At 74.2% G+C, this 26,341-nt stretch carries 23 protein-coding genes and 2 pseudogenes; 12 read left to right on the forward strand and 13 right to left on the reverse strand.

Translation table 11 applies throughout. From position 1 onward, the window contains the following. Window positions 1-31 precede the first annotated feature (31 nt). From IE217_RS31865 to IE217_RS31890, 6 genes are all read right to left on the reverse strand, one after another. Window positions 32-700 (reverse strand): hypothetical protein, encoded by a 669-nt coding sequence (locus IE217_RS31865; protein ID WP_229865761.1) that lies wholly within the window; start codon window positions 698-700, stop codon window positions 32-34. A 390-nt stretch (window positions 701-1,090) separates the two neighbouring features. Next, the gene (locus IE217_RS31870; RefSeq protein WP_190181441.1) at window positions 1,091-1,888 is read right to left on the reverse strand and encodes a type III pantothenate kinase; all 798 of its coding nucleotides are present in this window, start codon (window positions 1,886-1,888) and stop codon (window positions 1,091-1,093) included. Between the two features lie 5 nt (window positions 1,889-1,893). Then, a complete protein-coding gene (gene nadC / locus IE217_RS31875; protein WP_190181442.1) occupies window positions 1,894-2,877 on the reverse strand; it encodes a carboxylating nicotinate-nucleotide diphosphorylase in 984 nt (327 codons plus the stop codon). A gap of 5 nt (window positions 2,878-2,882) precedes the next feature. Next, window positions 2,883-4,628, reverse strand: coding sequence for an L-aspartate oxidase (locus IE217_RS31880; protein ID WP_190181443.1), 1,746 nt, complete (start codon window positions 4,626-4,628; stop codon window positions 2,883-2,885). Continuing rightward, a complete protein-coding gene (panC, locus tag IE217_RS31885) occupies window positions 4,625-5,626 on the reverse strand; it encodes a pantoate--beta-alanine ligase (RefSeq protein ID WP_190181444.1) in 1,002 nt (333 codons plus the stop codon). Before panC ends, IE217_RS31880 begins: the two co-directional genes overlap by 4 nt. Window positions 5,627-5,837: 211 nt before the next feature. Then, the gene (locus IE217_RS31890) at window positions 5,838-6,875 is read right to left on the reverse strand and encodes a Rossmann-like and DUF2520 domain-containing protein (RefSeq protein WP_190181445.1); all 1,038 of its coding nucleotides are present in this window, start codon (window positions 6,873-6,875) and stop codon (window positions 5,838-5,840) included. 186 nt (window positions 6,876-7,061) lie between these two features. Here IE217_RS31890 and IE217_RS31895 point away from each other — a divergent pair, with 186 nt between their 5' ends. Beyond that, a complete protein-coding gene (locus IE217_RS31895; protein WP_229865762.1) occupies window positions 7,062-8,252 on the forward strand; it encodes a threonine aldolase family protein in 1,191 nt (396 codons plus the stop codon). Window positions 8,253-8,318: 66 nt separating this feature from the next. Continuing rightward, a complete protein-coding gene (locus IE217_RS31900) occupies window positions 8,319-9,425 on the forward strand; it encodes a DUF5937 family protein (protein WP_190181447.1) in 1,107 nt (368 codons plus the stop codon). Between the two features lie 44 nt (window positions 9,426-9,469). Here the strand turns inward: IE217_RS31900 and IE217_RS31905 are convergent, their stop codons facing one another. From IE217_RS31905 to IE217_RS31915, 3 genes are all read right to left on the reverse strand, one after another. Beyond that, on the reverse strand, window positions 9,470-10,111 hold the full coding sequence (locus IE217_RS31905) for an AAA family ATPase (protein WP_190181448.1): 642 nt from the start codon (window positions 10,109-10,111) through the stop codon (window positions 9,470-9,472). Between the two features lie 58 nt (window positions 10,112-10,169). Beyond that, window positions 10,170-10,841: a response regulator gene (locus tag IE217_RS31910; RefSeq protein ID WP_190181449.1), complete on the reverse strand. Its 672-nt coding sequence runs from the start codon at window positions 10,839-10,841 to the stop codon at window positions 10,170-10,172. Window positions 10,842-10,958: 117 nt separating this feature from the next. Continuing rightward, window positions 10,959-12,164, reverse strand: a complete 1,206-nt coding sequence (locus IE217_RS31915; RefSeq protein WP_190181450.1) for a sensor histidine kinase — start codon at window positions 12,162-12,164, stop codon at window positions 10,959-10,961. A gap of 118 nt (window positions 12,165-12,282) precedes the next feature. Here IE217_RS31915 and IE217_RS31920 point away from each other — a divergent pair. Further along, a pseudogene (locus IE217_RS31920) lies at window positions 12,283-13,078 on the forward strand (SAM-dependent methyltransferase); the annotation flags it as partial. 599 nt (window positions 13,079-13,677) lie between these two features. Next, a pseudogene (locus IE217_RS35560) lies at window positions 13,678-13,947 on the forward strand (SAM-dependent methyltransferase); the annotation flags it as partial. On the opposite strand, the gene IE217_RS31930 reads toward IE217_RS35560, so the two are convergent. Then, the gene (locus IE217_RS31930) at window positions 13,912-15,063 is read right to left on the reverse strand and encodes an NADH-quinone oxidoreductase subunit D (RefSeq protein ID WP_190181451.1); all 1,152 of its coding nucleotides are present in this window, start codon (window positions 15,061-15,063) and stop codon (window positions 13,912-13,914) included. The pseudogene IE217_RS35560 and the gene IE217_RS31930 overlap by 36 nt on opposite strands. A gap of 31 nt (window positions 15,064-15,094) precedes the next feature. Between IE217_RS31930 and IE217_RS31935 the strand changes: the two genes are divergently transcribed. Both IE217_RS31935 and IE217_RS31940 read left to right on the forward strand, forming a co-directional pair. Beyond that, complete coding sequence (locus IE217_RS31935; protein WP_190181452.1) at window positions 15,095-15,601, forward strand: PH domain-containing protein; 507 nt, start codon at window positions 15,095-15,097, stop codon at window positions 15,599-15,601. 74 nt (window positions 15,602-15,675) lie between these two features. Next, the gene (locus IE217_RS31940) at window positions 15,676-17,022 is read left to right on the forward strand and encodes a PH domain-containing protein (protein ID WP_229865764.1); all 1,347 of its coding nucleotides are present in this window, start codon (window positions 15,676-15,678) and stop codon (window positions 17,020-17,022) included. Here IE217_RS31940 and IE217_RS31945 read toward each other — a convergent pair. Both IE217_RS31945 and IE217_RS31950 read right to left on the reverse strand, forming a co-directional pair. After that, window positions 17,019-18,602: a putative sodium/potassium/calcium exchanger gene (locus IE217_RS31945; RefSeq protein ID WP_190181453.1), complete on the reverse strand. Its 1,584-nt coding sequence runs from the start codon at window positions 18,600-18,602 to the stop codon at window positions 17,019-17,021. The two genes, IE217_RS31940 and IE217_RS31945, sit on opposite strands and share 4 nt — an antisense overlap. Window positions 18,603-18,690: 88 nt before the next feature. Next, window positions 18,691-19,818, reverse strand: coding sequence for an alpha/beta hydrolase (locus tag IE217_RS31950; RefSeq protein ID WP_190181454.1), 1,128 nt, complete (start codon window positions 19,816-19,818; stop codon window positions 18,691-18,693). A gap of 227 nt (window positions 19,819-20,045) precedes the next feature. On the opposite strand from IE217_RS31950, the gene IE217_RS31955 reads away from it, so the two are divergent. The 6 genes from IE217_RS31955 (at window position 20,046) to IE217_RS31980 (ending at window position 25,350) form a co-directional block, all read left to right on the forward strand. After that, window positions 20,046-21,860, forward strand: a complete 1,815-nt coding sequence (locus IE217_RS31955) for a phosphatidylglycerol lysyltransferase domain-containing protein (RefSeq protein ID WP_190181455.1) — start codon at window positions 20,046-20,048, stop codon at window positions 21,858-21,860. Window positions 21,861-22,053: 193 nt separating this feature from the next. After that, entirely contained in the window at window positions 22,054-23,070 is a 1,017-nt protein-coding gene (gene folP, locus IE217_RS31960; RefSeq protein ID WP_229865767.1) for a dihydropteroate synthase, read from the forward strand. Next, window positions 23,067-23,570: a nuclear transport factor 2 family protein gene (locus IE217_RS31965; RefSeq protein WP_190181456.1), complete on the forward strand. Its 504-nt coding sequence runs from the start codon at window positions 23,067-23,069 to the stop codon at window positions 23,568-23,570. Before folP ends, IE217_RS31965 begins: the two co-directional genes overlap by 4 nt. Window positions 23,571-23,840: 270 nt before the next feature. After that, complete coding sequence (gene folB, locus IE217_RS31970) at window positions 23,841-24,200, forward strand: dihydroneopterin aldolase (protein WP_189709265.1); 360 nt, start codon at window positions 23,841-23,843, stop codon at window positions 24,198-24,200. Next, window positions 24,197-24,808, forward strand: a complete 612-nt coding sequence (gene folK / locus IE217_RS31975) for a 2-amino-4-hydroxy-6-hydroxymethyldihydropteridine diphosphokinase (RefSeq protein WP_190181457.1) — start codon at window positions 24,197-24,199, stop codon at window positions 24,806-24,808. Before folB ends, folK begins: the two co-directional genes overlap by 4 nt. A 53-nt stretch (window positions 24,809-24,861) precedes the next feature. Next, the gene (locus IE217_RS31980) at window positions 24,862-25,350 is read left to right on the forward strand and encodes a DUF3180 domain-containing protein (protein ID WP_190181458.1); all 489 of its coding nucleotides are present in this window, start codon (window positions 24,862-24,864) and stop codon (window positions 25,348-25,350) included. 330 nt (window positions 25,351-25,680) lie between these two features. Here the strand turns inward: IE217_RS31980 and folE are convergent, their stop codons facing one another. Further along, a complete protein-coding gene (folE, locus tag IE217_RS31985) occupies window positions 25,681-26,286 on the reverse strand; it encodes a GTP cyclohydrolase I FolE (RefSeq protein ID WP_190181459.1) in 606 nt (201 codons plus the stop codon). Window positions 26,287-26,341: the final 55 nt, after the last annotated feature.

Raw genomic sequence — 26,341 nt, forward strand, 5'->3', positions numbered from 1 at the left:
GGGACAAACAGGGGCGGGGTGGCCCGGACCACTACACGGCGAGTCGCTGCCGGGCGCCGTCCGGGGACGGGGAGGGCTTGCGCCGCGGGAAGACCTCGCCGGGCGTGGGGATCGGGCGGCGGGCCGGCCGCGGGGTCTCGGGAGCGGGTCCGCGGCCCGGCTGGGCGGGGGCCGGGCGTGCGCCGGGTTTCGGCGCGGGCTTCTTCGCGGGCTTCTGGCCCGGGTCGCCGCCCTCCGCGCACCGGGCGCCCGGCAGGCCGCCGGGGAGCGCCTGGAGCCCGCGCAGCGGGCTGCGGGAGGCGGGCACGGTGGGTGCGGCGGGTGCGTCTGCCTGTGCCGGCTCGTAGCGGTCGAGCAGGGCGGCTGCCGCCGGGCGGTCCCGCAGGGTGCGCAGGGCCGACAGGTCGGCCCGCGTGGGCCGGTGGCCCGAGGCCACGGCCTCGGCGAGGGCCGTGAGGTAGCCGACGGCCGCGCCGGGAAGGGCGTCGCGATAGCGGGCGAGGTCGACCAGCAGGAACGCGCGAAGCCGGGCGCCCTCGCGCATCGCCTCGTCGAGCGACTCGGCGAGCCGGAGACAGTCCCGAAGGTCCTCGGCGCGGACGGGACGGGGTCGAACGGCGAGGGCGAGGGCGCGGCGGAGCACACACAGCTCCTCCGAGCCGAACACCATGCCGCCGCGGGTTCCGTATGGCGTAGGCATGGCCCGACCATACGCGCTAATCAGACAAATTCGACATAAGGCGCGATGTGTCACCCGAGTGACACCCACCGACACCTCGGGCGCGCGCCGAGTGCCGCCTGGCACGCGGGGCGGGAGGAGCCCCGCACGGGACAGGCGACACCTCACGGGCGTGACACGCGCCGTCCCGCGCGGGCGTGCTGCCGCGACACCTCACGCCGGGTACAGCCGACGCCTGCCGCGAGCGGCCCGCGCCCCCCACGGGCGGCACGCCCACCACCCCCGCCCGCGTAGCGGGCAGCGCCTCACGGGCGTGGCGCGCGCCGCGCCGCGCGGGGTGGCCGGTGTCTTCCGGTCGCGCCGCCCGCCGGGGGGCGGCGCGTCGTGGCCGCGGTCCGTGGTCCGCGGGGCTTACGTGCGGGCGATGTTGCGTTCGTAGACCAGGCGGAGGCCGATCAGGGTCAGCCAGGGCTCGTGTTCGTCGATCGCGGAGGACTCGCCGAGCACCATCGGGGCCAGGCCGCCGGTGGCGATCACCGTCACGTCGTCCGGGTCGTCGGCGAGTTCGCGGGCGATGCGGCTCACCACGCCGTCGACCTGGCCGGCGAACCCGTAGACGATGCCCGCCTGCATGGCCTCGACCGTGTTCTTGCCGATCACGCTGCGCGGCCGGGCCACCTCGATCTTGCGCAGCATCGCCGCCTTGACGCCCAGCGCCTCCACGGAGATCTCGATGCCGGGCGCGATGACCCCGCCGACGTACTCCCCGCGCGCGGAGACCGCGTCGAAGGTCGTCGCGGTGCCGAAGTCGACGACGATCGCCGGGCCCCCGTACAGCTCGTTGGCCGCCACCGCGTTGACGATGCGGTCGGCGCCGACCTCCTTGGGGTTGTCGAAGAGGATCGGCACACCGGTCTTCACGCCGGGCTCGACGAGGACGGCGGGCACGTCGCCGTAGTAGCGCCGGGTCACCTCGCGCAGCTCGTGCAGCACCGAGGGCACGGTGGCGCAGATGGCGATGCCGTCGATCCCGTCGCCGAGCTCGTCGCCGAGCAGCGGGTGCATGCCCATCAGACCCTGGAGGAGCACGGCCAGCTCGTCGGCGGTGCGGCGGGGGTCGGTGGAGATGCGCCAGTGCTCGACGATGTCCTCCCCGTCGAACAGGCCGAGCACGGTTTGCGTGTTGCCGACGTCGATCGTCAGGAGCATGGCCGTTACTCCGCCTCGCGCAGGTCCAGGCCGATGTCCAGGATCGGCGAGGAGTGGGTCAGGGCCCCTACGGCGAGGTAGTCCACGCCGGTCTCCGCGTAGGCGCGGGCGTTGTCCAGGGTCAGCCGGCCCGACGCCTCCAGCAGCGCCCGGCCGTCGACGATGGAGACCGCCTCCTCGCACTCGCCGGGCGTGAAGTTGTCCAGCAGGATCAGGTCCGCGCCCGCGTCCACGACCTCGCGCAGCTGGTGCAGGGTGTCGACCTCGACCTCGATCGGGACCTCGGGGAACGCCTCCCGTACGGCCTTGAAGGCCGCCGCCACGCCGCCCGCGGCCACCACGTGGTTGTCCTTGACCAGGGCCGCGTCCGACAGGGACATGCGGTGGTTGACGCCCCCGCCGCAGCGGACGGCGAACTTCTCCAGCGACCGCAGACCGGGCGTGGTCTTGCGGGTGTCGCGGACCCGCGCCTTGGTGCCCTCCAGGGCGTCCGCCCACGCGCGCGTGGCGGTCGCGATGCCGGACAGCCGGCACAGCAGGTTCAGCGCGCTGCGCTCGGCGGTCAGCAGGTCACGCGTGCGCGTGGTGACCGACAGCAGCTTCTGCCCGGCGTGCACGCGGTCGCCGTCGTCGACGTGGCGCTCCACCTCGAACTCGTCGGTGCAGACCACCGAGAGCACCGCCTCGGCGACCCGCAGACCGGCCACCACGCCCGCCTCGCGGGCGGTGAAGTCGCCGGTGGCGACGGCGGTCTCGGGGATGGTGGCGACCGTCGTCACGTCCACGCCGTGGTCGAGGTCCTCCTGGATGGCGACGTTGGCGATGTCCTCGACCTCCACGGGGTCGAGGTGGGCGTCGGCCAGGAGCTGGGCGAGGGCGGGGTCGAGCCCGCACTCCATGTACTCCTCGTCGGCGTCCGCGCCGCAGGCGCAGCCTCCGCCGCCGCAGCAGCCGCCGTTCGAGGCGAGGGGAAGGTCTTCGGTGCTCACTTGTGTCACTGCTCCTGGGGGCGGCGGGGCGCGGGGGCCTCGGGGCGGGTCGGGGGGAAGTCTGCCGTGTCCGTGGTGTGCACGGCGGGCGTCCGGTCCGGGTTCAGCCGTACGACGATGTGGCGGCGCCAGCCGGTGTCGTCGCGCTCGGGACGGTCCTCGCGCCAGTGGCAGCCGCGGGTCTCCTCGCGCAGCCGGGCGGCGGCGACCAGGACGCGGGCCACGCACAGGAGGTTGGTCGCCTCCCAGGTGTCGACGCCGGGTTCGGCGGTCTTTCCGTTCTCTTCGAGCGCCCCGCGGGCCTCGGCGTGGAGCTGCTCGAGCCGGTCGGCGGCCTGGGCGAGGGACGCGGCGGAGCGCAGCACGCCCGCGCCCTCGGTCATGATCCGCTGGATGGCGAACCGCGTCTCGGGGGCGAGCAGGGGGTGGGCCGGCTTCTCGGAGCAGGGCACGGGCTCGGGCACGCGCGCGTGCAGGCCGTTCTCCGTGCGCTCGCGCGCGATGTCGGCGGCGATGCGCTCGGCGTAGACCAGGCCCTCCAGGAGGGAGTTGGACGCGAGGCGGTTGGCGCCGTGCACCCCGGTGCAGGCGACCTCGCCGCACGCGTACAGGCCGGGCACGGTGGTGCGGCCCAGGGAGTCGGTGCGGACGCCCCCGGAGGCGTAGTGGGCGGCGGGGGCGATCGGGACGGGCTCGGTGACCGGGTCGATGCCGTGGGCGCGGCAGGCGGCCAGGATGGTCGGGAAGCGGTGCTCCCACATGTCGGCGCCGAAGTGCCGGGCGTCGAGGAACATGTGCTCGACGTCCTGCTCCTGCATGCGGCGCGTGATGCCCTTGGCGACGATGTCCCGGGGCGCCAGCTCGGCCAGTTCGTGCTGCCCGACCATGAAGCGCACGCCGTCGGCGTCGACCAGGTGGGCGCCCTCGCCACGCACGGCCTCGGAGACCAGGGGCTGCTGGCCCTCGGCGTCCGGGCCGAGGAAGAGCACGGTCGGGTGGAACTGCACGAACTCCAGGTCGGAGACCTCAGCGCCCGCGCGCAGGGCCAGCGCCACGCCGTCGCCCGTGGACACGGACGGGTTGGTGGTCGCGGAGAACACCTGGCCCATGCCGCCGGTGGCCAGGACCACGGCGGGCGCGTGCACGGCGCCGACGCCGTCGTGCTGGCCCTCGCCCATCACGTGCAGGGTCACGCCCGCGGTGCGGCCGGTGGCGTCGGTGAGCAGGTCGAGCACGAGCGCGTTCTCGATGGTGCGCAGTCCACGCGCGCGTACCGCGTCGACGAGCGCGCGGGAGACTTCCGCGCCGGTCGCGTCGCCGCCCGCGTGGGCGATACGGCGGCGGTGGTGACCGCCCTCGCGGGTGAGCTGGATGCCGCCCTCGTCGTCGGTGTCGAAGTGCGCGCCGGTGGAGATCAGCCGCCGCACGGCGTCGGGGCCCTCGGTGACCAGCAGGCGCACGGCCTCCTCGTCGCACAGGCCCGCCCCCGCGACCAGGGTGTCGTCCAGGTGCTGCTCGGGGGTGTCGCCCTCGCCGAGGGCCGCGGCGATGCCGCCCTGGGCCCAGCGCGTGGAGCCGTCGTCCAGGCGTGCCTTGGTCACGACGACCGTCGTCAGGCCGGCCGCCTCGCAGCGCAGGGCCGCGGTCAGCCCGGCCACGCCGGAGCCGACGACCACGACGTCCGCGGAGATGGACCACCCGGGCGCGGGCGCGTGCAGTCGTATGCCTGTGCTGGTGCCTGTGCTGGTCACGAGGCGGCTCCGAGGTTTCCGAAGGTGAGGGGGAGGTTGTCGATCAGCCGGGTCGAGCCGACCCGGGCGGCGACGGCGAGGACGGCCTCACCGGTGAAGTCGTCGTCGATGTCGGTGAAGTCGGACGGGTCGACGAGGGCGAGGTAGTCGAGTTCGAGGGGCGGCGTGGAGCGGGCGGCCTCGTCCAGGACCAGCCGTGCGGCAGCGCGGACGGCGTCGGCCGCGCCGGGGGACGCCTTGGCGACGGCGGCGGCGTCGGCGGCCGCGCGCGACTCGCCGAGCGCGCTGAGCGCCTCGGCACGCGCGCGCGTGGAGGGCACCTCGCGGGCCCGGGCGCGCAGCGCCTCCTGTGCCGCGTGCCGGTCCCGGCCCGCGAACAGGGCCTGGGACAGGGCGAGGGCGGTGTGCCGCTCGGACGCGGACAGGTAGCGGTTGCGGCTGGACAGGGCCAGTCCGTCGGCCTCGCGCACGGTGGGCACCGCGACGATCTCCACGCCGAAGTTGAGGTCGCGCACCATGCGGCGGATCAGGGCGAGCTGTTGGGCGTCCTTCTGGCCGTACAGGGCGGCGTCGGGGCGGGTGAGGTGCAGCAGCTTGGCGACGACGGTGAGCATCCCGTCGAAGTGGCCGGGCCGCGAGGCGCCCTCCAGACGCTCGCCCATGGGGCCGGCGCTGATGCGCACCTGGGGCTCGCCGCCGGGGTACACCTCCTCGACGGAGGGTGCGAACACGACGTCGGCGCCCGCCTGTTCGGCGACCTTGAGGTCGGCCTCCAGGGTGCGCGGGTAGCGGTCGAGGTCCTCGCCGGCGCCGAACTGGAGGGGGTTGACGAAGACGGTGACGACGACCTCGCCGTCGTCGCCCGCGATCCCCCGCGCGGCGCGGATCAGGGTGGCGTGGCCCTCGTGCAGAGCGCCCATGGTCATCACGACGGCACGGCGGCCGGTACGCGCGCGTGCGTGCAGTTCGCCGGCTGTGCGCAGCAGGGCTGTGGTCATCGGGCGTCTCCGTTCCCGGGCTCCGGGGTCGTCCGGCGGCCCTGCTGTGCGTGGCCCGGCACGGTCCGGTGCGCCGGGTGCCCGGTCCGGTGTCCGGCGCGCGCAGGGGCCGGGTGTCCGGCGCGCGTGCCGGTGGCGTGTCCGGCGCGCGTGGTCGCCGGGTGTCCGGCGCGCGTGAGTGCCGTGCGGTTGTCCGAGTGTTCCGCGCGGGTCATCGGTTCCCTCCCTCGCCGCCGTCGCCGAGGCCGTCGTCGCCACGGTCGTCGCGGCCGTGGTCGTCAGGGCCTTGGTCCGGGCCGTCGCTGCCGTCGCCGCCGTGCGTCGTGCCGGGGGCGCCGGCCGGGCCGGTGGCGTCGGCGAGGACGCCCAGCAGGTCCTCGGCCAGTTCGGGCTTGAGCAGGCCGTGGGCGAGGGCGCGGTCGGCGGTGGCGCGGGCCATCGCCAGGTAGCCGGCCACGGTCTGCGGGGCGTGCCGGCGCAACTCGCTGACGTGGGCGGCGACCGTGCCCGCGTCCCCGCGCGCGACCGGGCCGGTCAGGGCCGCGTCACCGGAGCGCAGGGCGTTGTCCAGGGCGGCGCCGAGCAGCGGGCCGAGCATCCGGTCGGGGGCCTCGACGCCGGCCTCGCGCAGCAGCTCCATGGACTGGGCGACCAGGGTCACCAGGTGGTTGGCGCCCAGCGCGAGCGCCGCGTGGTACAGCGGGCGCATGTCCTCGGCGATCCACTCCGGCTCGCCGCCCATCTCGACGACCAGGGCCTCGGCGGCCAGCCGCAGCTCCTCGGGCGCGGTGACGCCGAAGGAGCAGCCGGCCAGCCGCTGCACGTCCACGGGCGTGCCCGTGAAGGTCATCGCAGGGTGCAGGGCCAGGGGCAGCGCGCCCGCGCGCAGGGCGGGGTCGAGGACCTTCGCGCCGTACCGCCCGGAGGTGTGCGCGAGCAGCTGGCCGGGGCGGACGGCCCCCGTCTCGGCGAGGCCGGTGACCAGCCCGGGCAGGGTGTCGTCGGGGACGGTCAGGAGCACCAGGTCGGCCCGCTGGAGGACCTCGGCTGGCGGCACCAGGGGGACGTCGGGGAGCATCAGGTCGGCGCGCCTGCGGGAGGCGTCGGAGACCCCGGAGACGGCCACCGGCCGGTGCCCGGCGAGCCGCAGGGACGCGGCGAGCGCGGGGCCCACCCGGCCGGCGCCGACGACGCCGACGGTGAGCCGCGCGGGACGGTCCCTGGGATCTGGCTGTTGGCTTGTAGTCACGCGACAGTGGCCTTCCCGTTCCAGTCCGCTCCGGGTACCGGACGATTTCTCGTCATGTTAACGCTATCGCTCGCGGCGACGTCCGGTCGTCCACAGGCTGTGGGTTACGCCACGCCGCGGTGGAGCGGCCCGGCCACTCCGAAATCCGGGTGTCAGCAGGCGGCGGCCCGCGCGATGATCCAGGGCATGAGCGACACGGAAGAGCCTGAATCCGAGGACGAGCGGCGCAAGCGGCTCAGGCAGCGGCGCATGAGCGCGCACCGGAGCGCGGAGCGCGTGCTCGCGCGCCCCGGTTTCCTGGGCACGCTCCGCGAGCGGCTGGCGCTGCTGGAGCGGGCGCCGGAGCTGTACAACTTGGACCAGCCGTCGGACATGTACGGCGACGGCGTGGTCGAGGCCCTGGAGGAGAGGACGGCCGGGCTGCTCGGCAAGGAGGCGGCCGCCTTCTTCCCGACCGGGACGATGGCCCAGCAGGTGGCCCTGCGCTGCTGGGCGGGCCGCACCGGCGACCCGGCCGTCGCCCTGCACGCCCTGGCCCACCCCGAGGTGCACGAGAGGCACGCGCTCAGCCAGGTGAGCGGCCTGCGGCCGGTGCGGGTGACCGGCGAGCCCCGGCCGCCGACGGCCGCGGAGGTGCGCGGACTCGACGAGCCCTTCGGCACCCTGATGCTCGAACTGCCGCTGCGCGACGCCGGGTTCCTGCTGCCCTCCTGGGAGGAGCTCACCGAGGTGGTGGAGGCGGCGCGCGAGCGCGAGGCGGTGGTGCACTTCGACGGCGCGCGCCTGTGGGAGTCCACGGTCCACTTCGGCCGCACCCTCGCCGAGATCGCGGACCTTGCCGACAGCGTCTACGTGTCGTTCTACAAGTCCCTCGACGGCTACGGCGGAGCGGCGCTGGCCGGTCCGAGGGAGCTGGTGGAGGAGGCCAGGGCCTGGCGGCACCGGTACGGCGGCACGGCGTTCCAGCAGTTCCCCACCGCGCTGTCGGCGCTGGCCGGCCTCGAGCGCGAACTGCCCCGGCTGCCCTCGTACGTGCGGCACGCGCGCGTGGTCGCCGCCGCGCTGCGCGAGGGGTTCGCGGAGGCCGGACTGCCGTGGGCGCGGGTCCATCCCGCCGAGCCGCACACCCACGAGTTCCAGCTCTGGCTGCCGTACGACGCGGACGTCCTCGCCCGGGCCGCGATCCGCACCGCCGAGGAGACCGGGACGATGCTCTTCCCGGACGGCTGGGACGCCCGGGGTCCGGGGATCGCCCTCACCGAGGTCTCCGTACGGGCCGCGGGCCTGGAGTGGACGGCCGACGACGTACGGGAGGCGGTCGCCGGGTTCACCGCCCGCCTGACGGAAGAGATGAAAGGGGCAAACGGGGCGAACTAGGCGCAGACGCCCGGCGGGTGGCCCGGCCGGCCCTGATTGTCAGTGCGGCCGGGCACCATGGGGGGCATGAGCGTACGCATCGACATCGCGGGGCTGCGGCCGGAGAGGGTGGCCGTGGTGCCCTCGCCCCTGGCCGAGCTCGGCATGGCGCTGCACGCGCTGTCCGAGCCGGGACACCACCCGGGCCTCCAGGCCTGGGTGACGGGCGTGACCGCCCGGCTCGACCCGCATCTCGCGGACCGCATGTGCGAGGCCGACTTCCTGTGGCGCACGACCTTCTCCGACCTCTTCCTGCCGTACGCGGGCATCCCCGGCGGCAGCGCCCTGCCCGGCGGGGACCTCGCGGGGGAGCTGGACCTGCTCGACAAGCTGTCCGACGAGCAGTTCGTGGACGCGGCCCTGGAGTTCACCTGCGCCCTGCCCTACAGCGTGCCGGGACCCGGCCCGCTCACCGACGCCGCGCTGCGCCGCCGCGCCCTGGAGCTGGCGGCCGCGCGCGGGCCGCAGCAAGTGCGTTTCAGCGAGCGGCTGCTGGCCGACCCGCCGCGGATCCGGACCTGGCTGCGGCAGTTCCTCCAGGACTGCGACGAGGCGTTCTTCGCCGAGACCTGGTCCCGGCTGCGCCACCAGCTCGCGGCGGACGCCCGGCACAAGACGGAGCTGCTGCGGCGCCGGGGTCTGGCCGAGGCGCTGGCCGCGGTGTCCACGGCGGTGACGCTGGACGAGTCCGCCGAGCGCGTCACGGTCGACAAGCTCGGCGAGGGCCGCACGGCCACCGCCGGCGGCGGCCTGCTGCTCGTGCCCACCAGCTTGGGCTGGCCCCACCTGATGGTGCTGCACCGCTACGGCTGGCAGCCGGTGCTGCACTACCCGGTCGGCTCGCCCGAGCTCGCCGCGCCGCCCTCGGTGGAACAGCTGACCCTGCGGATGGCCGCCCTGTCCCACCCGGTCAGGATGCGCCTGTGCCGCAGCCTGGCCCGCACCGCGTTCACCACAGGCGAGCTGACCCAGGCGCACGGCATGACCGCGCCCGAGATATCCCGGCACCTGGGGGTGCTCAAGAAGGCGGGCCTGATCATCACCCGGCGCCGGGGGCGGTACGTGTACCACCAGCTGGACGTGGCGGTGGTGGCCCGGCTGGGCAGCGACTTCCTGGAGGGCATCCTGCGCTAGGGCCCCGCGCGGGCGGCGGGGCAGCGGGGCGACGGGGGCGACGGTCAGTCGAAGCGGATGTGCCGGACGCCGACCCCCGCCTGCCTGAGCCGGGTCCGCAGCGGGCCCTCGGTGTTGGGCCTGAGCGTCAGACCGGCCAGTACGGCGATCCGGTCAGCGGTCTTCGGCACGGTCGTGTGGTCCGTCCACAGGTGTTCGGCGAACTCGGGCTCGCGCAGCCGCTCCAGGCAGTGGTCGAGCTGCCGTACGGCCCAGCTCTCCCGGCGGAGGCCGGCGTTCTCGCCCGTCTTCCCGGTGACGTACTGAAGGAGGTGACCGAAGCCACGCTCCCGCAGCCGCCTCAGCACGGTCTCGCGCTCAGCGAGGAGCGTGAAGTGCCGTACGTCGTGGCCCAGTTCGCGCAGCCTGCCGACGGTCTCGGCGAAGGCGTCCGGTTCGGTGACCGTCATCGGGGCGATCACCACGCCCTCGTGCTTGGCGAGGGCCAGGCCGAGGACCTCGACCACGCCCTGCCGCCAGGACGCCAAATCCTGGAAGTCTCCGCGCAGTTCGGGCGGCAGCATGCGACGCAGGCCGAAGCCGGCGTGCTCGGGATCGCAGATGACGCTGCCCGGCAGGCGGCGCTGGATCTCGTGTGCGGTCTGTGTCTTGCCGCCCCCGAAGGGGCCGTTGATCCACAGGAGCATGCGGGAGACCCTACCGAGGGCCGCGGCCCGCGGTCAGCCGGGTGGACGGCGGACCCGGTCAGCCGTGACCGCCGGCGCGGACGAGTCCCGTCTCGTAGGCGAGCACGACGACCTGCACCCGGTCCCTGAGCCCCAGCTTGGTCAGGATGCGGCCCACGTGCGTCTTCACGGTCGCCTCGGACAGCACCAGCCGGGCGGCGATCTCGCCGTTCGACAGGCCCTGCGCGACGAGCACCATCACCTCACGCTCGCGCTCGGTGAGCCGCTGCAGCTCCTTGTGCCGGGGCTCGCCCCCGCCGGTGGGCAGCATGGGCGCGAACCGGTCCAGCAGCCGGCGCGTGGTGGACGGCGCGACGACCGCGTCACCGCTGTGGACGGCGCGGATCGCGGCCAGCAGGTCGCCGGGTGGCACGTCCTTGAGCATGAACCCGGACGCGCCCGCCTTCAGCCCCGAGAAGGCGTACTCGTCGAGGTCGAAGGTGGTCAGGATCAGCACCTTCGGCGGGTCGGGCTGCGCGCAGATGCGGCGGGTGGCCTCGACGCCGTCCAGCTTCGGCATGCGCACATCCATCAGCACCACGTCGACCGCCGTCGCGCGCAGCACCTGGAGGGCCTCGACGCCGTCGCCCGCCTCGGCGACGACCTCCATGTCCGGCTGGGCGGCGAGCACCATCCGGAATCCGGTGCGCAGCAGCACCTGGTCGTCGACGAGCATCACGCGGATCGTCATCGGGCTTCTCTTCCGTTCGTCGGGGCGGGGCGGGGGTCGCGGGTGGGCGCGGGGGCGCCGGGGGGTCTCGGGGGGCAGGCGGACGGTTGAACAGGTGCGCGCGGGGCGGCGGGGGCGTCAGTGCGCCGGTTTGAGCGGCAGCAGGGCGCTGATGCGGAAGCCTCCTCCGGGGCGCGGGCCCGCGTCCAGGGTGCCGCCGACCATGCCGACGCGCTCCCGCATGCCGATCAGGCCGTGGCCCCGGCCGTCGGCGCCGCCCTCCTCGTACAGCTCGTGCGGGGCGCCCTTGCCGTCGTCCTCGACGAGCAGCCCGAGGCCGTCGTCGAAGTAGACCAGGCGCACGCTCGCGCCCGCGTTCGGACCGCCGTGCTTGCGGGTGTTGGTGAGCGCCTCCTGCACGATGCGGTACGCGGTGAGCTCGACGCCGCTGGGCAGCGGGCGCGGGGTGCCCTCGACGCGGAAGTCGACGGGCAGCCCGGAGCCACGGCACTGCTCGACCAGGTCCTCGATCTGCTCCACGTCGGGCTGCGGCACGTACTCGCCGCTCTCCTGGTGCTCGCCGGTGCGCAGCACGCCGAGCAGCCGGCGCATCTCGGCCAGGGCCTGGCGGCCGGTGGAGGAGATGGTCTCCAGGGCCTTCTTGGCCTGGTCGGGGGCGGCGTCGAGGACGTAGGCGGCGCCGTCGGCCTGCACGACCATCACCGACACGTTGTGCGCGACCACGTCGTGCAGCTCGCGCGCGATGCGGGCCCGTTCGGCGGCGACGGCCACCTTGGCCTGCGCCTCGCGCTCCTTCTCCAGCCGTGCGGCCCGCTCCTCCAGCTGCGCGAAGTAGGCGCGGCGGGTGCGCATGGAGTCGCCGAGGACCCAGGCCAGCGCGAACGGCACGGTCTGGAAGACGGCTAGCGCGACCTGGCCGAGGACGTTCGTGTGCTGCTGGGGCCAGCGGATCTGCGCGAGGGCCGCCGCGCACAGGCCACCCATCAGCGCGAACCGTGAGGCCCAGCGGGCGCCGACCGCGGCGACGGTGTAGATGATCACCAGCATGGCGAAGTCGGCGACCATGGTCTCGACGTCCAGCACCAGCTGCGCCACGCCGGTCGCCGCCGTGAGCAGCAGCATCTTCTCGGGCATACGGCGGCGCAGTGTGACCACGACGCACAGGACGACGGACACGGCCAGGGCCGCGCCCAGGGATCCGTGGTGGCCGGGCGCCCCGTTGACGCTTGTCGCGCTCACGCTGGAGAGCCCGAGCAGGACGAGGGCCCAGGAGCCGTCGACCCACATCGGGTGCCTGCGGAGGAAGTCATAGAGGCGCTGCACGTAACCCAGAGTAGGTATGCGTGATAGGTGCAGGGGTCAACCGGAGGATCGATCCGCGCTCCGTGCTCCTACTCCCCAAGGTGGATGCCGTGATCACCTGTGCGCCTAGGCTGGCGGGGTGGCGGACGACACAGTGGGCCCCCCGCGGGCGGAGGACTGGCGCGGCTGGCGGGCGGCGGCCGAGGAGGCGCTGTACGGGCCGGACGGCTTCTACCGCCGGCCCGAGGGACCGGCCGGGCACTTCCGTACGTCCGTGCACGCCTCGCCGCTGTTCGCGCGGGCCGTGGCGCGGCTGCTGTGCCGGGTCGACGAGGCGCTGGGGCGCCCGGCGGTGCTCGACTTCGTCGACATGGCGGCGGGCAGGGGTGAGCTGGCTGCCGGAGTCCTCGCCGCGCTGCCGGCCGGTGTGGCGGCACGCGCGCGCGTGCACGCCGTCGAGATCGCCGCGCGGCCCGAGGGGCTCGACCGGCGCATCGAGTGGCGGGCCGTGCCCCCGCGCGGGATCACGGGGCTGCTGTTCGCCAACGAGTGGCTGGACAACGTGCCGCTGGAGGTCGCCGAGGTCGACTCCGAAGGGGTCGCGCGCCGGGTCCTGGTACGGCGGGACGGCGCCGAACGGCTCGGGGAGCCGCTGACCGGCGCCGAGGAGCGCTGGCTGGCCCGCTGGTGGCCACTCGCGGCCGAGCCCGGCCTGCGCGCCGAGATCGGCCTCACCAGGGACACCGCCTGGGCGGACGCCGTGTCCCACGTCGAGCGCGGCCTTGCGGTCGCCGTCGACTACGCCCACACCACGCCGACCCGCCCGCCCTTCGGCACCCTGACCGGCTTCCGGAACGGCCGCGAAACAGCCCCCGTCCCGGACGGCACCTGCGACATCACGGCCCACGTCGCACTGGACGCGTGCGCGACGGCTGCGGGGAGCACGGGGCCGGCGGGCACGGACTCGGGCTCGGGCACGGCGGGGGCAGGGCCGGGAGCCACGGCCACGGACTCGGCCTCGGTGGGCACAGGCCCAGCGAGCGCGGCCACAGGCCCGGCAGGCGCGGTCACGGGCCCGGCAGGCGCAGGCACGGGCCCGGACCCGGCCTCGGTGGGCACAGGCCCAGCGAGCGCGGCCACAGGCCCGGGAGCCACGGCCACGGGCACGGCTGGCGCAGGCGCGGCAAGCGCCGGCTCGGCAGGGGCGGGCAAGGGCCCGGCGGGCGTAGCCCCCGCGGGCGCGGGCTCAGCAGCCGGGGGCACCGCAGCCATAGGCACGGACTCAGCGGTTCCAGGCAAGGCGAGCGCGGGCTCGGCGGCCACGGACCTGACGGGCACAGCCCCAGCGAGCGCGGCCACAGGCCCGGCAGGCACAGCCGCCACGGGCCCGGCAGGCGCAGGCGCGGCAAGCGCCGGCTCGGCAGGGGCGGGCAAGGGCCCGGCGGGCGTAGCCGCCGCGGGCGCAGGCTCAGCGGGCGCGGACGTGGGGCCGGTGGGCGCGGGCGCAGGTGCGGCGGGTGCGGGCGCCGTGTACTCGGTGCCCGGGGCTCGGCTGGTTACTCAGCGCGAGGCTCTGCGCGGGCTCGGGGTCAGCGGCGCAAGGCCGTCGCTCGCGCTCGCTTCCACTCGCCCCGCGGAATACGTGCGGGCCCTCGCGCTCGCCGGGGAGGCGGGTGAGCTCACCGCGCCCGAGGGGCTCGGTGGGTTCGGCTGGCTGCTGCAGGCCGCCGGGCTCCCGGAGACGGACGCGGAGGCCCTGTTCGCGGCGCTATTTGTCGATGTCCCCGACCACGAAGAACATTGACCCCAGGATGGCCACCATGTCCGCCACCAGCGTCCCCGGCAGCAGCTCGGTCAGCGCCTGGATGTTGTTGTACGAGGCCGAGCGCAGCTTCAGCCGGTACGGCGTCTTCTCGCCCTTGCTGACCAGGTAGTAGCCGTTGATGCCGAGGGGGTTCTCGGTCCACGCGTAGGTGTGCCCCTCGGGCGCCTTGAGCACCTTGGGCAGCCGCTGGTTGATCGGCCCCGGCGGCAGCTCGGCCAGCCGGTCCAGGCACGCGTCGGCCAGCTCCAGGGCGTTGTGGGTCTGCGCCAGCAGGCACTCGAAACGGGCGAGGCAGTCCCCCTCCTGCCGGGTGACCACCTCCAGCACGTCCGCCAGTTCCCCGTACGCGAGGTACGGCTCGTCCCGGCGCAGGTCGAAGTCGACGCCCGAGGCGCGCGCGATCGGCCCGCTCACGCCGTAGGAGTGCACGTCCCGCGCGCTCAGGGCGCCCACGCCCCGCGTGCGCCCCCGGAAGATCTCGTTGCCGAGCACCAGGTCGTCGAAGACGTCCATCCGCGAGCGCACGGCGGCCACGGCGGCACGCGCGCGCGTGGCCCACCCGGCCGGCAGGTCCTCCTTGAGGCCGCCGACCCGGTTGAACATGTAGTGCATCCGGCCGCCGGAGACCTCCTCCATCACGTTCTGGAGCACCTCCCGCTCCCGGAACGCGTAGAAGACCGGCGTGATGCCGCCCAGCTCCAGCGGATACGAGCCGAGGAACATCAGGTGATTGAGCACCCGGTTCAGCTCGGCGAGCAGCGTGCGCGTCCACACCGCGCGCTCGGGCACCTCCATGCCGAGCATCCGCTCCACCGCGAGGACCACGCCCAGTTCGTTGGAGAAGGCCGACAGCCAGTCGTGGCGGTTGGCCAGCATGATGATCTGCCGGTAGTCACGCGCCTCGAACAGCTTCTCCGCGCCGCGGTGCATATAGCCGATCACCGGCTCCGCGCGCGTGATGCGCTCGCCGTCCAGCACCAGCTTCAGCCGCAGCACGCCGTGCGTGGACGGGTGCTGCGGCCCGATGTTGAGCACCATGTCGGTGCTGTCCGCGGCGCCGCCGATCCCGACCATGGTCTCCGTCGTAGGAGTCATGGACACAGTCTCGCCTACGTACGCTTGCCCCATGGAGACGGGGAGCCCTGAAGACGGAAGGGCGGCGGGGGGCGAGGCGGGGGTCGAGCCCGTGTGGAACGCGCTGCCGCCCGGCCTGCTGCGCATGCGACGGCTGCTGCTGGTGGTGTGGCTGGGCCTGCTCGCACTGGTCGCCGGGCTCGTGCCCGGGCTGGTGGCAGGCGCGGCCTGGTCGGCCCTGGCGCTGGCGCTGATGGCGTGGGGCTGGGTGCTGCTGGGCCGCAACTGGCGCTCCTGGCGGTACGCCGAGCGCGCCGACGACCTGCTGATCAGCCGGGGTGTGCTCTGGCGTGAGGAGACCGTCGTGCCGTACGGGCGGATGCAGCTGGTCGAGGTCACCTCCGGGCCCGTCGAACGGCACTTCGGGCTGGCCACCGTGCAGCTGCACACGGCCGCCGCCACCACCGACGCGACCATCCCCGGCCTCGACCCGGCCGAGGCGGAACGCCTGCGCGACCGGCTCACCGAGCTCGGCGAGGCCCGATCGGCGGGACTGTGACGGCGGCGGACGGACGGCCCACACAGGACGAAAGAGTCCCGGACGGCGAGCGGGCGATACCGGGCGGGCCGCCGGTGACCGAGCGGCGGCCGTCGGTGACCGAGCGGCGGCTGCACCCCGTGACGCCCCTGCGGCGGGCCTGGGCGCCGGTCGCCCTGCTGGCGGGATGGGCCGCGCACGACCCGGACCAGGCGCAGCGGCAGCTGTCGCGCCTGACCACGACCGCCCTGCTGCTCGCCCTCGCGATCGTCGTCCCGGCCGCCGCCCTCTACGGCTTCCTGTCCTGGTGGTTCACGCACTACGCCGTGACCGACACCGAACTGCGCATCCGCACCGGCCTGTTGTTCCGCCGCACCGCGCACATCCGGCTGGAGCGCATCCAGGCCGTCGACGTGACCCGGCCGCTGCTCGCCCGGATCGCGGGCGTGGCGAAACTCAAGCTGGACGTCATAGGGACGGCGAAGAAGGACGAGCTGGCCTTCCTCGGCGAGGACCACGCCAGGGCGCTGCGCGCCGAACTGCTCGCCCGCGCCGCCGGGTTCGCCCCGCGGACCGCGCACGAGGTCGGTGAGGCACCCGCGCGGGTGCTCGTGCGGGTACCCGCGCGGGACATCGCCGTCTCGCTGCTGCTGGTCGGCGCGACCTGGGGCTCGCTCGCCTCCGCCCTCGTGGTGCCGCCGCTGGTGTGGCTGGCCACCCACAGCCTGTGGACGACGCTCGCGGTGGCCGTACCGCTGGTCGGCGGCGCCGTCACCGGCAGCGCGGGCCGCTTCGCGGGGGCGTACGACTGGACGCTGAGCGAGTCGCCGGACGGGCTGCGCATCGACCGGGGCCTGCTGGACCGCACGCACGAGACGGTGCCGCCGGGCCGGGTGCAGACCGTACGGATCACCGAGCCGCTGCTGTGGCGGCGGCGCGGCTGGGTGCGGGTCGGGCTGGACGTGGCCGGCTCGTCGAACTCCCTGCTGCTGCCGGTCGCCCCGCGCGAGGTCGCCGAGTCGGTCATCGCCCGGGTGCTGCCGGAGGCGGCGGTGCCGGACGCGGCCGCCCTGCTCCGGCCGCCGCGCCGCGCGGGGTGGTGCGCGCCGGTGCGCTGGCGGGCGTACGGATTCACCGTGACCGAGACCGTGTTCGCCGCCCGGCACGGGCTGCTGCGGCGTCGGCTCGCGCTGGCGCCGCACGCCAAGGTGCAGAGCGTGCGCCTCACTCAGGGGCCGTGGCGACGCCTGTGGGGCGTCGCCGACGTCCATGTGGACACGGGCGCCAACAGGACGGTCACGGCGCGGCTGCGGGACGCCGGGGAGGCGGCGTGGCTGCTCGCCGCGCAGGCCGACCGGTCGCGGACGGGCCGCGGGGCCGCCCGCCCGGACCGGTGGATGGCCCGTGGCCCGTCCGCGGCCGGTCCGGACCAGGACGGCTAGGAGGCCGCGGTCCGCAGGCCCTGGAGGTCGATCTGCTCCGTCTCGTCGTGAGCGGTGAGGTCGATGACCTGGCCCACGACCGACGCGCCGGCGTCGGCCGGCTTGTACTGCGACTCCGACTCGGCCTTGTGCAGGGCGAGCGCCTCCTGGCCGACCACGTCGGCGAGGTCCTCGTTCTGGACCGCGTCCAGGGCCGTGGACGGCGCCCCCTTCTGCGTGCCGAAGAAGTCGAAACCACCCTCGACGACCGGGCGCCGCGCGGGTGCGGCCGGCACGACGGCGACGGCGGTCGGAACGGTGAAGTGCCCGGAGGGCTGCCGCACGGGCTTGCCCGTGGTGACGGCGGCGGGCTCGGCCTGGGCTCCCGGTTGCGCGGCGCGTGCGGCCGGCTCGGTCGTGGAGGCGGCGGCCGCGGGCTCGTGCGCGTCGGCCGCCTCGGGCTGCCCCTGCGGTTCGTCCTCCCGCGTGGGAGACGCGGCGGCGGGGCCGCTGTCCGTCCCGGCGGCGGATTCGCCGACCTGCTGGGCAGTGGGTTCGGCCTCACGACCGGGCTCGCGGCCGGGCTCGCGGCCCTGCTTCGGCACGGAGACCGTCCTTGCGGCGCCCTCCGCCTCGGCAGCCCCGCCCGTCTCGGCGGCAGCCTCCGTCTTCCCGGCGGCCTCCGTCTTCCCGGCGGCACCAGCCTTCCCGGTCACCCCGGCATCGCCGGCGGCCTCGTCGTTCCCGGACCCGTCGGCCTCCGCGGCCGTATCCGCCCCGCCGGTGTCCCCGGTGTTCCCGGCGGCCCCCGCCTCTGCCTCGGCCTCGGCCTTCCCGGAGGTCTCCGCCTTCGCGGCGGTCTCCGGCCGGGCCGTCCGCGCCCCGTCCCCCCGCGTCGCCTCGCCGTCCCCCGTGCCCGCCGCGAGCCGCAGCAGCGCGGCGTCGGCACGCAGGAACAGCCGGGAGCCCTCCGGGGAGAACACGGAGGGAGTCACATCCGCCCTCTCCTCCGGTACGCCCTCACCGGCGTCGGCGCCGGAACCGGGGCCCACGCCGGAGCTGGCGCCGGTGTCGGCGGTGGCGTCGGCCGGGGTCCGGTCGGCCCGGTCCTCCGGCGCGGCGGGCAGGGCCCGTACGTCGTCGGAGCCGGCCTCTATCTCCAGCAGGCGGCGGCCCTCGAGGGCGCTCGCCCGCTCGGTCTCGGCGGTGGCGTACCGCCGCAGCAGCGCCGCGTGTTCGTTGCGCAGGCCGGCGAGCTCGGCCCGCTTGGCGCGCAGCTTCTGCTCCAGGCGGCCGCGCAGCTCGCGCGACTCCTCGAGGTCGGTCTCCAGCTCGGCGACCCGTTCCTCGAAGCGCCACTCGTCGCTCGCACGCGCGCGCGTGAGGTCGGCGACCTGCCTGCCCGCCTGTGCGTCCCAGCGGCGCATGACGACCGCGCCGGCGACGGCCGTGGCCGCGGCGGCCGCCGCGAGGGAGCGCAGCACCACCGGCGCCGAGAACACCCACGGGCCGAGGGCGCACACGACGGAGACGCCGGCGATCGCCGAGGGAGGCAACAGCCTGTGCAAGGGAGGTGAATGGCGATGACGTCCACGTGGCATGGCCAGAAACTTACCGCGAGTAGGGGAATCGTGGAGGGCCGCCCCGCAAAAAGACGGCCACGGTCGGGACTCTTTTTCGGGCGGCGTTTCAGCGGTCCGTGAGGCGCCCGCTGATCCACTGGAGCGTCGGGGGGATCTCCCGCCGCCAGGTGTTGAAGTTGTGGCCGCCGCTGGCGAGGATGATCGAGGAGACCCGGGTCTTGTTCGTCGCCTTCACCGCGTCGATCAGCTTGAGCGTGGCCTTGTAGTTGCCCTCGCCGACCTTGCTGCTGGTGAGGAGCAGCGAAGTGTCGGGCGCGGGCAGGTGCTTGATGCTCCACAGCAGGTCGGCACGGTTCTGCAGATTCTTGTTCCCGTGGAACAAGTCGCCCGTGGTCGCGTCGATGGGCGCCTTGTAGTAGGCGGACAGGCCCGCGCCGGCGGCGTACGTCTCGGGGTGGTGGATGGCGAGCTTCAGCGCGCAGTAACCGCCCGTGGAGTCACCGACGATGCCCCAGTGGCCGGGGCCTCTGCCCACCCGGTAGTGCGCCTGCACGGCCTGCGTCAGGTCCTTGGCGAGGAAGGTCTCCGTCTGCGGGCCGCCGGGGATGTCCACGCACTCGGTGTCGCGCGGCGGCGCCAGCGTCGGACGCAGCATGACCAGGATCATCGGCTGCATCCGCCCCTGCCTGGCGAGGTCCATCGCGGTCTTCGGGTACTGCAGCTTGCTGACCAGCGCGTGCGCGGTGCCCGGGTAGCCGGTGAGGACGACGGCGGCCGGGAAGGTGCGCGTGCGGTACTGCGGCTGGAAGTACTCCGGCGGCAGATAGACGTACGCCGGGGTGGCGATGTGGGTCGTACGGCCCAGGATGTCCACCTTCTGCACCTGGCCGGCGATCTGCGGCCGCGAGCCGTTGGACATCTGTATCCGCTCGGTGCCGACCACTTGGAGCGGGCCGCTGGCACCGCCGTGGGCGGAGTTGTCGATGACGACCCCCTGGTCGGTCTCCTGGCCGAAGAGGTCGGCCCAGCTGGCGTAGAAGCCGAAGGCCTGGTTGGCGGCGAGGCCCACGCAGGCGAAGATCGCTGCCTGGGTGGCCAGCAGGATGGCGACACGGCCGCTGACGGCCCGCCAGTTGCGGCGCGCCAGGCGCGGCCAGAACCACACCGTGGCGACGAACAGCAGCACGGCGAACAGCACCGCCAGCGCGAGCACTTTTTTACTCGTGAGACCCATGGGCTCTTTCCTGCCTGACCTTCCCTGCCGGGCCGTCCACCGCATCATTGCGAGGACTTGCCCCGGCCTTTGACTGGCCTTTGACCCGACTTTTCGGTGGAGAGTGAACCTCTCTCCCCGAGACACCGTCCTAGAGGGCGCAATGTCGCCGGATGCCCGGGTCGGCACCGGATTCAAGGTCTCTCGCAGAACTACGGGATGCGATGTCTGTCAGGATAGATGGGGAAATGTCGGGCGGGGTTCCGGGCCGATCAAGCCGGGTGCGGCGGATACTCCGCGGCCCGCGCCCCGAGGCCGTCCCCGTACTGGTCGGCTGGGCCTGCACCCTCGTGGGCCTCCTGGACATCGCCGCGGGCGTCTTCCCACGCTTCCGGCACAGCCGTATGCACGCCATCGCGGAAGTGCTGCCGGGCTCGTTCGGCCCGTTCGCCGCGGCGCTCTCGCTCAGCGCCGGCGTGCTGTTGCTGCTGCTGGCGCACGGCCTGAAGCGGCGCAAGCGCCGGGCCTGGCGCGCGGCCGTGGCACTGCTGCCGGCCGGCGCGGCGGCGGAGTTCGTCTACCGGCACTCGGTCATCGGCGTGCTCATCTCGCTCGCGCTGCTCGCGCCGCTGCTGATCCACCGCGACCAGTTCATGGCGCTGCCCGACCCGCGCAGCCGGTGGCGGGCGCTGGCCAACTTCGTGCTGATGAGTGCCGGTTCGCTCGCGCTCGGCCTGGTCATCGTCAGCGTCCACGGGCACCGCATGGTGGGCAACCCGAGCCTCGCGGACCGGCTGACCCACGTCGTCTACGGCCTGTTCGGCTTCGAAGGGCCGCTCGCCTACCAGGGCAACACCTCCTGGACGGTGGCGTTCTCCCTCGGCGCGCTCGGCTGGCTCACCGCGGTCACCACGGTCTACCTCGCGTTCCGCCCCGAGCACCCGGCCGCCCGGCTCACCGAGGAGGACGAGGACAAGCTGCGCGCCCTGCTGGCCAAGCACGGCGCCCGTGACTCCCTCGGCCACTTCGCGCTGCGCCGCGACAAGGCGGTCGTCTTCTCCCCCAGCGGCAAGGCGGCGGTGACGTACCGCGTCGTCTCCGGTGTGATGCTCGCCAGCGGCGACCCGATCGGCGACGTCGAGGCGTGGCCGGGCGCCATCGAGCGGTTCATGGACGAGGCCAGGGCCCACTCCTGGACGCCCGCCGTCATGGGCTGCTCGGAGACGGGCGGCGAGGTGTGGACCCGGGAGACCGGCCTGGACGCCCTGGAACTGGGCGACGAGGCGGTGGTCGACGTCGCGGATTTCTCGTTGGCCGGACGCGCGATGCGCAACGTCCGTCAGATGGTCAAGCGCATCGAGCGGGCCGGCTACGAAACCCGGGTGCGGCGCATCCGTGACCTCGGGGAGGCCGAGCTGGAGCGCATCCGGCTGGCCGCCGAGGACTGGCGCGGCACCGACACCGAGCGCGGGTTCTCCATGGCGCTCGGCCGCATCGGCGACCCCTCCGACGGGGACTGCCTGATCGCCACCGCGCACAAGCAGGACGAGGAGCCGGGTCCCTACGGCGACCTCAAGGCGATCATCCACTTCGTGCCGTGGGGCACGGACGGCGCCTCCCTGGAACTGATGCGGCGCGACCGCTCGGCCGACCCCGGCATGAACGAACTGCTGATCGTCGCCACGCTCCAGGCGGCCCAGAAGCTCGGCATCAAGCGGATCTCGCTGAACTTCGCGATGTTCCGCTCGGCCCTCGCCCGCGGCGAGAAGATCGGCGCCGGGCCGGTGCTGCGGGCCTGGCGCGGGCTGCTGGTGTTCCTCTCCCGCTGGTTCCAGATCGAGTCGCTGTACAAGTTCAACGCCAAGTTCCAGCCGCGCTGGGAGCCGCGGTTCGTCGTCTACCGCGCCTCCTCCGACCTGCCCCGCATCGGCTTCGCCGCGATGCAGGCCGAGGGCTTCGTCAACCTGGCGCTGCCGCTGCCCCGCTTCCTGCGCCGCCGCCGCGCGGCCGCCCAGCGCCCGTGCGCCCACACGGTCGCGGAGCGCGACGTCCGCGCGGCCTGACCCCGCGAACAGCCCGGGCGGGCCCTCCCCCTCCACCCCAGGGTCCCCGCCCGGGCCCCTCCATGGCGTGTCACTTCCTCCTCGACCCTACGGCCACCCCGGGGCGGGGGGCTGGTCCCGGCCCTGCGGCCGCCCCGAGGCGGGGGCAGGGCTGTGGGGCGGCGGGGTCACGGGTGGGGCCTACGCTGAATGTATGAGTGATGACAGCGGGCGTGGGCGTGTGGCGGGGCTTCCGGTGTGGGACCGCTGCGCGGTCATGGGGGTCGTCAACGTGACGCCCGACTCCTTCTCCGACGGCGGCCGCTGGTTCGACACCACAGCGGCCGTCAAGCACGGCCTCGACCTGGTGGCCGAGGGCGCCGACCTGGTCGACGTGGGCGGCGAGTCCACCCGCCCCGGCGCGACCCGCGTCGACGAGGCCGAGGAACTGCGGCGCGTCGTGCCGGTGGTGCGCGGCCTGGCCTCCGAGGGCGTCACGATCTCCGTGGACACCATGCGCGCCCGCGTCGCCGAACAGGCCCTCGCGGCCGGTGCCGCCCTCGTCAACGACGTCAGCGGCGGCCTCGCCGACCCTCACATGATCCCCATGGTGGCGCGGACCGGCGCCCCCTTCGTCGTCATGCACTGGCGCGGCTTCCTGGAGGGCGGCAACGTCCAGGGGCACTACGACGACGTGGTCACCGAGGTCGTCGACGAGCTGCACGCGCGCGTGGAGGCCGTCCTGGAGGGCGGCGTCGCCGCCGACCGCATCGTGGTCGACCCCGGCCTGGGCTTCTCCAAGGAGGCCGGACACGACCTGGCGCTCCTGGCCCGTCTCGACCGCCTGCTGGGTCTCGGCCACCCCGTCCTCGTCGCCGCCTCCCGCAAGCGGTTCCTCGGCCGGATCCTGGCCGGCCCCGAGGGAGCCCCGCCGCCCGCGCGGGAGCGCGACGCCGCCACGGCCGCGGTCTCCGCGCTCGCGGCGTACGCCGGCGCGTGGGCGGTACGCGTGCACGAGGTCCGCGCGACGGCGGACGCGGTACGCGTCGCACGCGCCGTGGAGGCGGCCCGCACGCCCGGATCTCGTACGCCCGAGACCGGCACGCCCGAGACCGGTACGCCCGGAGCGCGCGCCGCCGAGGCCCGCACTCCCGGAGTCGGTGCACCGGAGGCCGGTGTCCCCGGAGCCGGTGCCGCGCAGGGCGGCACGCGCGCCGAGGGAGCCCGGTGAGCGCCCCGCACACCGACGTCGAGCAGGTCGAGGCGGCCAACACCGCCTTCTACGAGGCGATGGAGCGGGGCGACTTCGAGGAGCTGACCTCGCTCTGGCTCACCCCGTCCGACCTGGGCGTCGACGAGGAGTACCACGACCCGGCCGACACCGGGGTCATCTCCTGCGTGCACCCGGGCTGGCCCGTCCTCACCGGCCGCGGCGAGGTGCTCCGCTCCTACGCGCTGATCATGGCCAACACCGACTACATCCAGTTCTTCCTCACCGACGTGCACGTCTCCGTCACCGGCGACACCGCCCTGGTGACCTGCACCGAGAACATCCTCAGCGGCGGCCCCGCCCCCGACGGCGGCGGCGAACTCGGCCCGCTCGTGGGACAGCTCGTGGTCGCCACCAACGTGTTCCGGCGCACACCCCTCGGCTGGAAGCTCTGGTCGCACCACGCCTCCCCCGTCCTGGCCGAGAACGACGGTGACGAGGACGAGGACACACCCGGGTAAGCGGGTAGTCGCAAGGTGAACGCCGGTGCACGGGCGGGCGCCGGCGCCGGACGTGGCCGGAATCACGAAGACCCGCGCGGCCGCGGCCACCGGGCCGTGAGCAGCCGGGTTCTCCAGGGGAAACGCGGAATGAAACCTCCCGCCCCGCCGCGCGGAGCCGCCGCCGGGGCCCGGCCCTGTCAGTGCCCGCAGGTAGATTCGTCAAAGGCCGGTGCACCGCCCGCACGCGGTGGGAACCGGCCGCCGCCGACGATTGCAGGAGTGATTCGCGTGGATCGTGTCGCGCTGCGCGGCCTGAGGGCCCGTGGGCACCACGGTGTGTTCCCCAAGGAGCGCGAGGAGGGTCAGACCTTCCTCGTGGACCTCGTCCTGGGCCTGGACACCCGGCCGGCCGCCGCCGACGACGACCTCACGAAGACCGTGCACTACGGCATCGTGGCCGAGGAGGTCGTTGCCGTGGTGGAGGGGGAGCCGGTGAACCTCATCGAGACGCTCGCCGAGCGCATCGCCCAGACCTGTCTGAAGCACGAGGGGGTGCGGGAGGTCGAGGTCTGCGTGCACAAGCCCGACGCGCCCATCACCGTCCCCTTCGACGACGTGACCGTCACCATCACCCGGAGCCGAGTATGACCCGACCGACCACCGTGGGTCACAGCGACCCGACCGTCCAGCCGGTGCCCGCGTCCGTCGTCGAGCAGGTCGACGCCGCCGACACCACCCTGCAGAACCCCAAGCGGGCCGTCGTCTCGATCGGCTCCAACCTGGGCAACCGCCTGGAGACCCTCCAGGGCGCCGTCGACGCGCTGGAGGACACCCCCGGCGTCCGCGTCAAAGCGGTCTCCCCTGTCTACGAGACGGAGCCCTGGGGCGTCGAGCCCGGCTCCCAGCCGTCGTACTTCAACGCGGTGGTGGTCCTGAAGACGACCCTGCCGCCGTCCTCGCTCCTGGAGCGGGCGCACGCCATCGAGGAGGCCTACCAGCGGGTCCGCGACGAGCGCTGGGGGCCGCGCACCCTCGACGTCGACATCGTCGCGTACGCCGAGGTGGTGTCCGACGACCCGCGCCTGACGCTCCCTCATCCCCGCGCCCACGAACGCGCCTTCGTCCTCGCGCCGTGGCACGACGTGGACCCGGGTGCCCAGTTGCCCGGCCGCGGCCCCGTGGCCGACCTTCTGACCGCCGTCACCCGCGAAGGTGTCGCCCCGCGCGGGGATCTGGAACTCCGGCTGCCCGAGTAGTCGTTAAGGTCTAGACGAGAGTCGGCCCGGTCCGGGGGAGCTGAAGGGACACCGTGAAAGAGCTGCGCATCAGGGTGCTGGCCGGCGTGTTCGTCGTCGCCGGAGTGCTGTCCTGGGCGGGCGCCCGCCTGTGGAACTCGGTGGGGACACTCCCCAGCGTCCCCCTGGCCGCCCCCATCGTCCTGGCCCTGATCGCCGCGGTCCTCGCGGCCACGGCCCTTTCGCTGCGCGCGCGGCTGCGGGCCCAGCGCGAGCGCCGTCCCGGCGCCAAGGGCGTCGACCCCCTGATGGCCGCCCGAGCGGTCGTCTTCGGCCAGGCCAGCGCCCTGGTGGCCGCGCTCGTCGCCGGGATGTACGGCGGCACGGGCGTGTTCCTGCTGGAACTCCTCGACATCCCCGCACGCCGCGACCAGGCCATCTACGCCGGCCTCTCCGTCCTCGCGGGCATCGCCGTCATAGCGGCCGCCGTCTTCCTCGAACGAGTCTGCAAACTCCCCGACGACGAGGACCAGAACCACCCCGGCGCAGAACCGGTCGCCTAGGGTCTTTCTTCCGGATCAGGCCGGCCCCGAGTCACCTCACCTCCTGGCCGACTCGAGCGGGGTCTGGTGCGTGCAGCTGCAAGGCGGAGGAGGGAGTCGACGCGATGGGGGTCCCCCCTTGCTCGTCAAGAGCTTGGGGGAGTCGGCGAGTGACGACAACGCCGCTGGGGGTCCCCCCTGCTCGAAGAGCTTGGGGGAGTGCGTGTCAGACCCCGCGACCGGCGGCAAGATCCGGAAGAGAGGCCCTAGGCCCCGGCCCGGGGCGGAGTTCTCCGGTCACTGTCGGTATCCGCGGATCGGAGACCGTACCGGGCGCGACCGGCCATCAGGTCAACGTGCCAGTATCAGGCTCATCGCCTCGGCACGGGTCGTCGCGTCCCGCAACTGGCCCCGCACCGCGGAGGTCGTGGTCTTGGCCCCCGGCTTCCGGATACCGCGCACGGACATGCACATGTGCTCGGCCTCGACGACGACGATGGCGCCACGGGCTTCGAGGATCCGCATGAGGGAGTCCGCGATCTGTGTGGTGAGCCGCTCCTGCACCTGGGGACGACGGGCGAAGACCTCCACCAGGCGCGCCAGCTTGGACAGGCCGGTGATCTTTCCGGTCTCGGCGGGGATGTACCCGACATGTGCCACACCGTGGAAGGGCAGGAGGTGATGCTCACAGAGGGAAACGATCTCGATGTCCTTCACCAGGACCATCTCGTCGTGCCCCAGGTCGAACGTCGTGGTCAGGACGTCCTCGGGCTCCTGCCGAAGCCCCGCCAGAAGCTCCTTGTACGCCCGCGCCACCCGCGACGGGGTGTCGCGCAGGCCCTCGCGGTCCGGGTCCTCGCCGACCGCGATCAGCAGTTCGCGTACGGCGTTCTCGGCGCGCTTCTCGTCGAACTCACCGATGGTGCCCTCGCCGTCCAGCGTCACGGGGTCGGTCATGTGAAGCCTCGTTCCTGTGTGTATCAGCGGCGGACATGCGAAATGCCGCGCACCC

It is taken from the genome of Streptomyces naganishii JCM 4654, from assembly GCF_014650575.1.
GTDB lineage: Bacteria > Actinomycetota > Actinomycetes > Streptomycetales > Streptomycetaceae > Streptomyces > Streptomyces naganishii.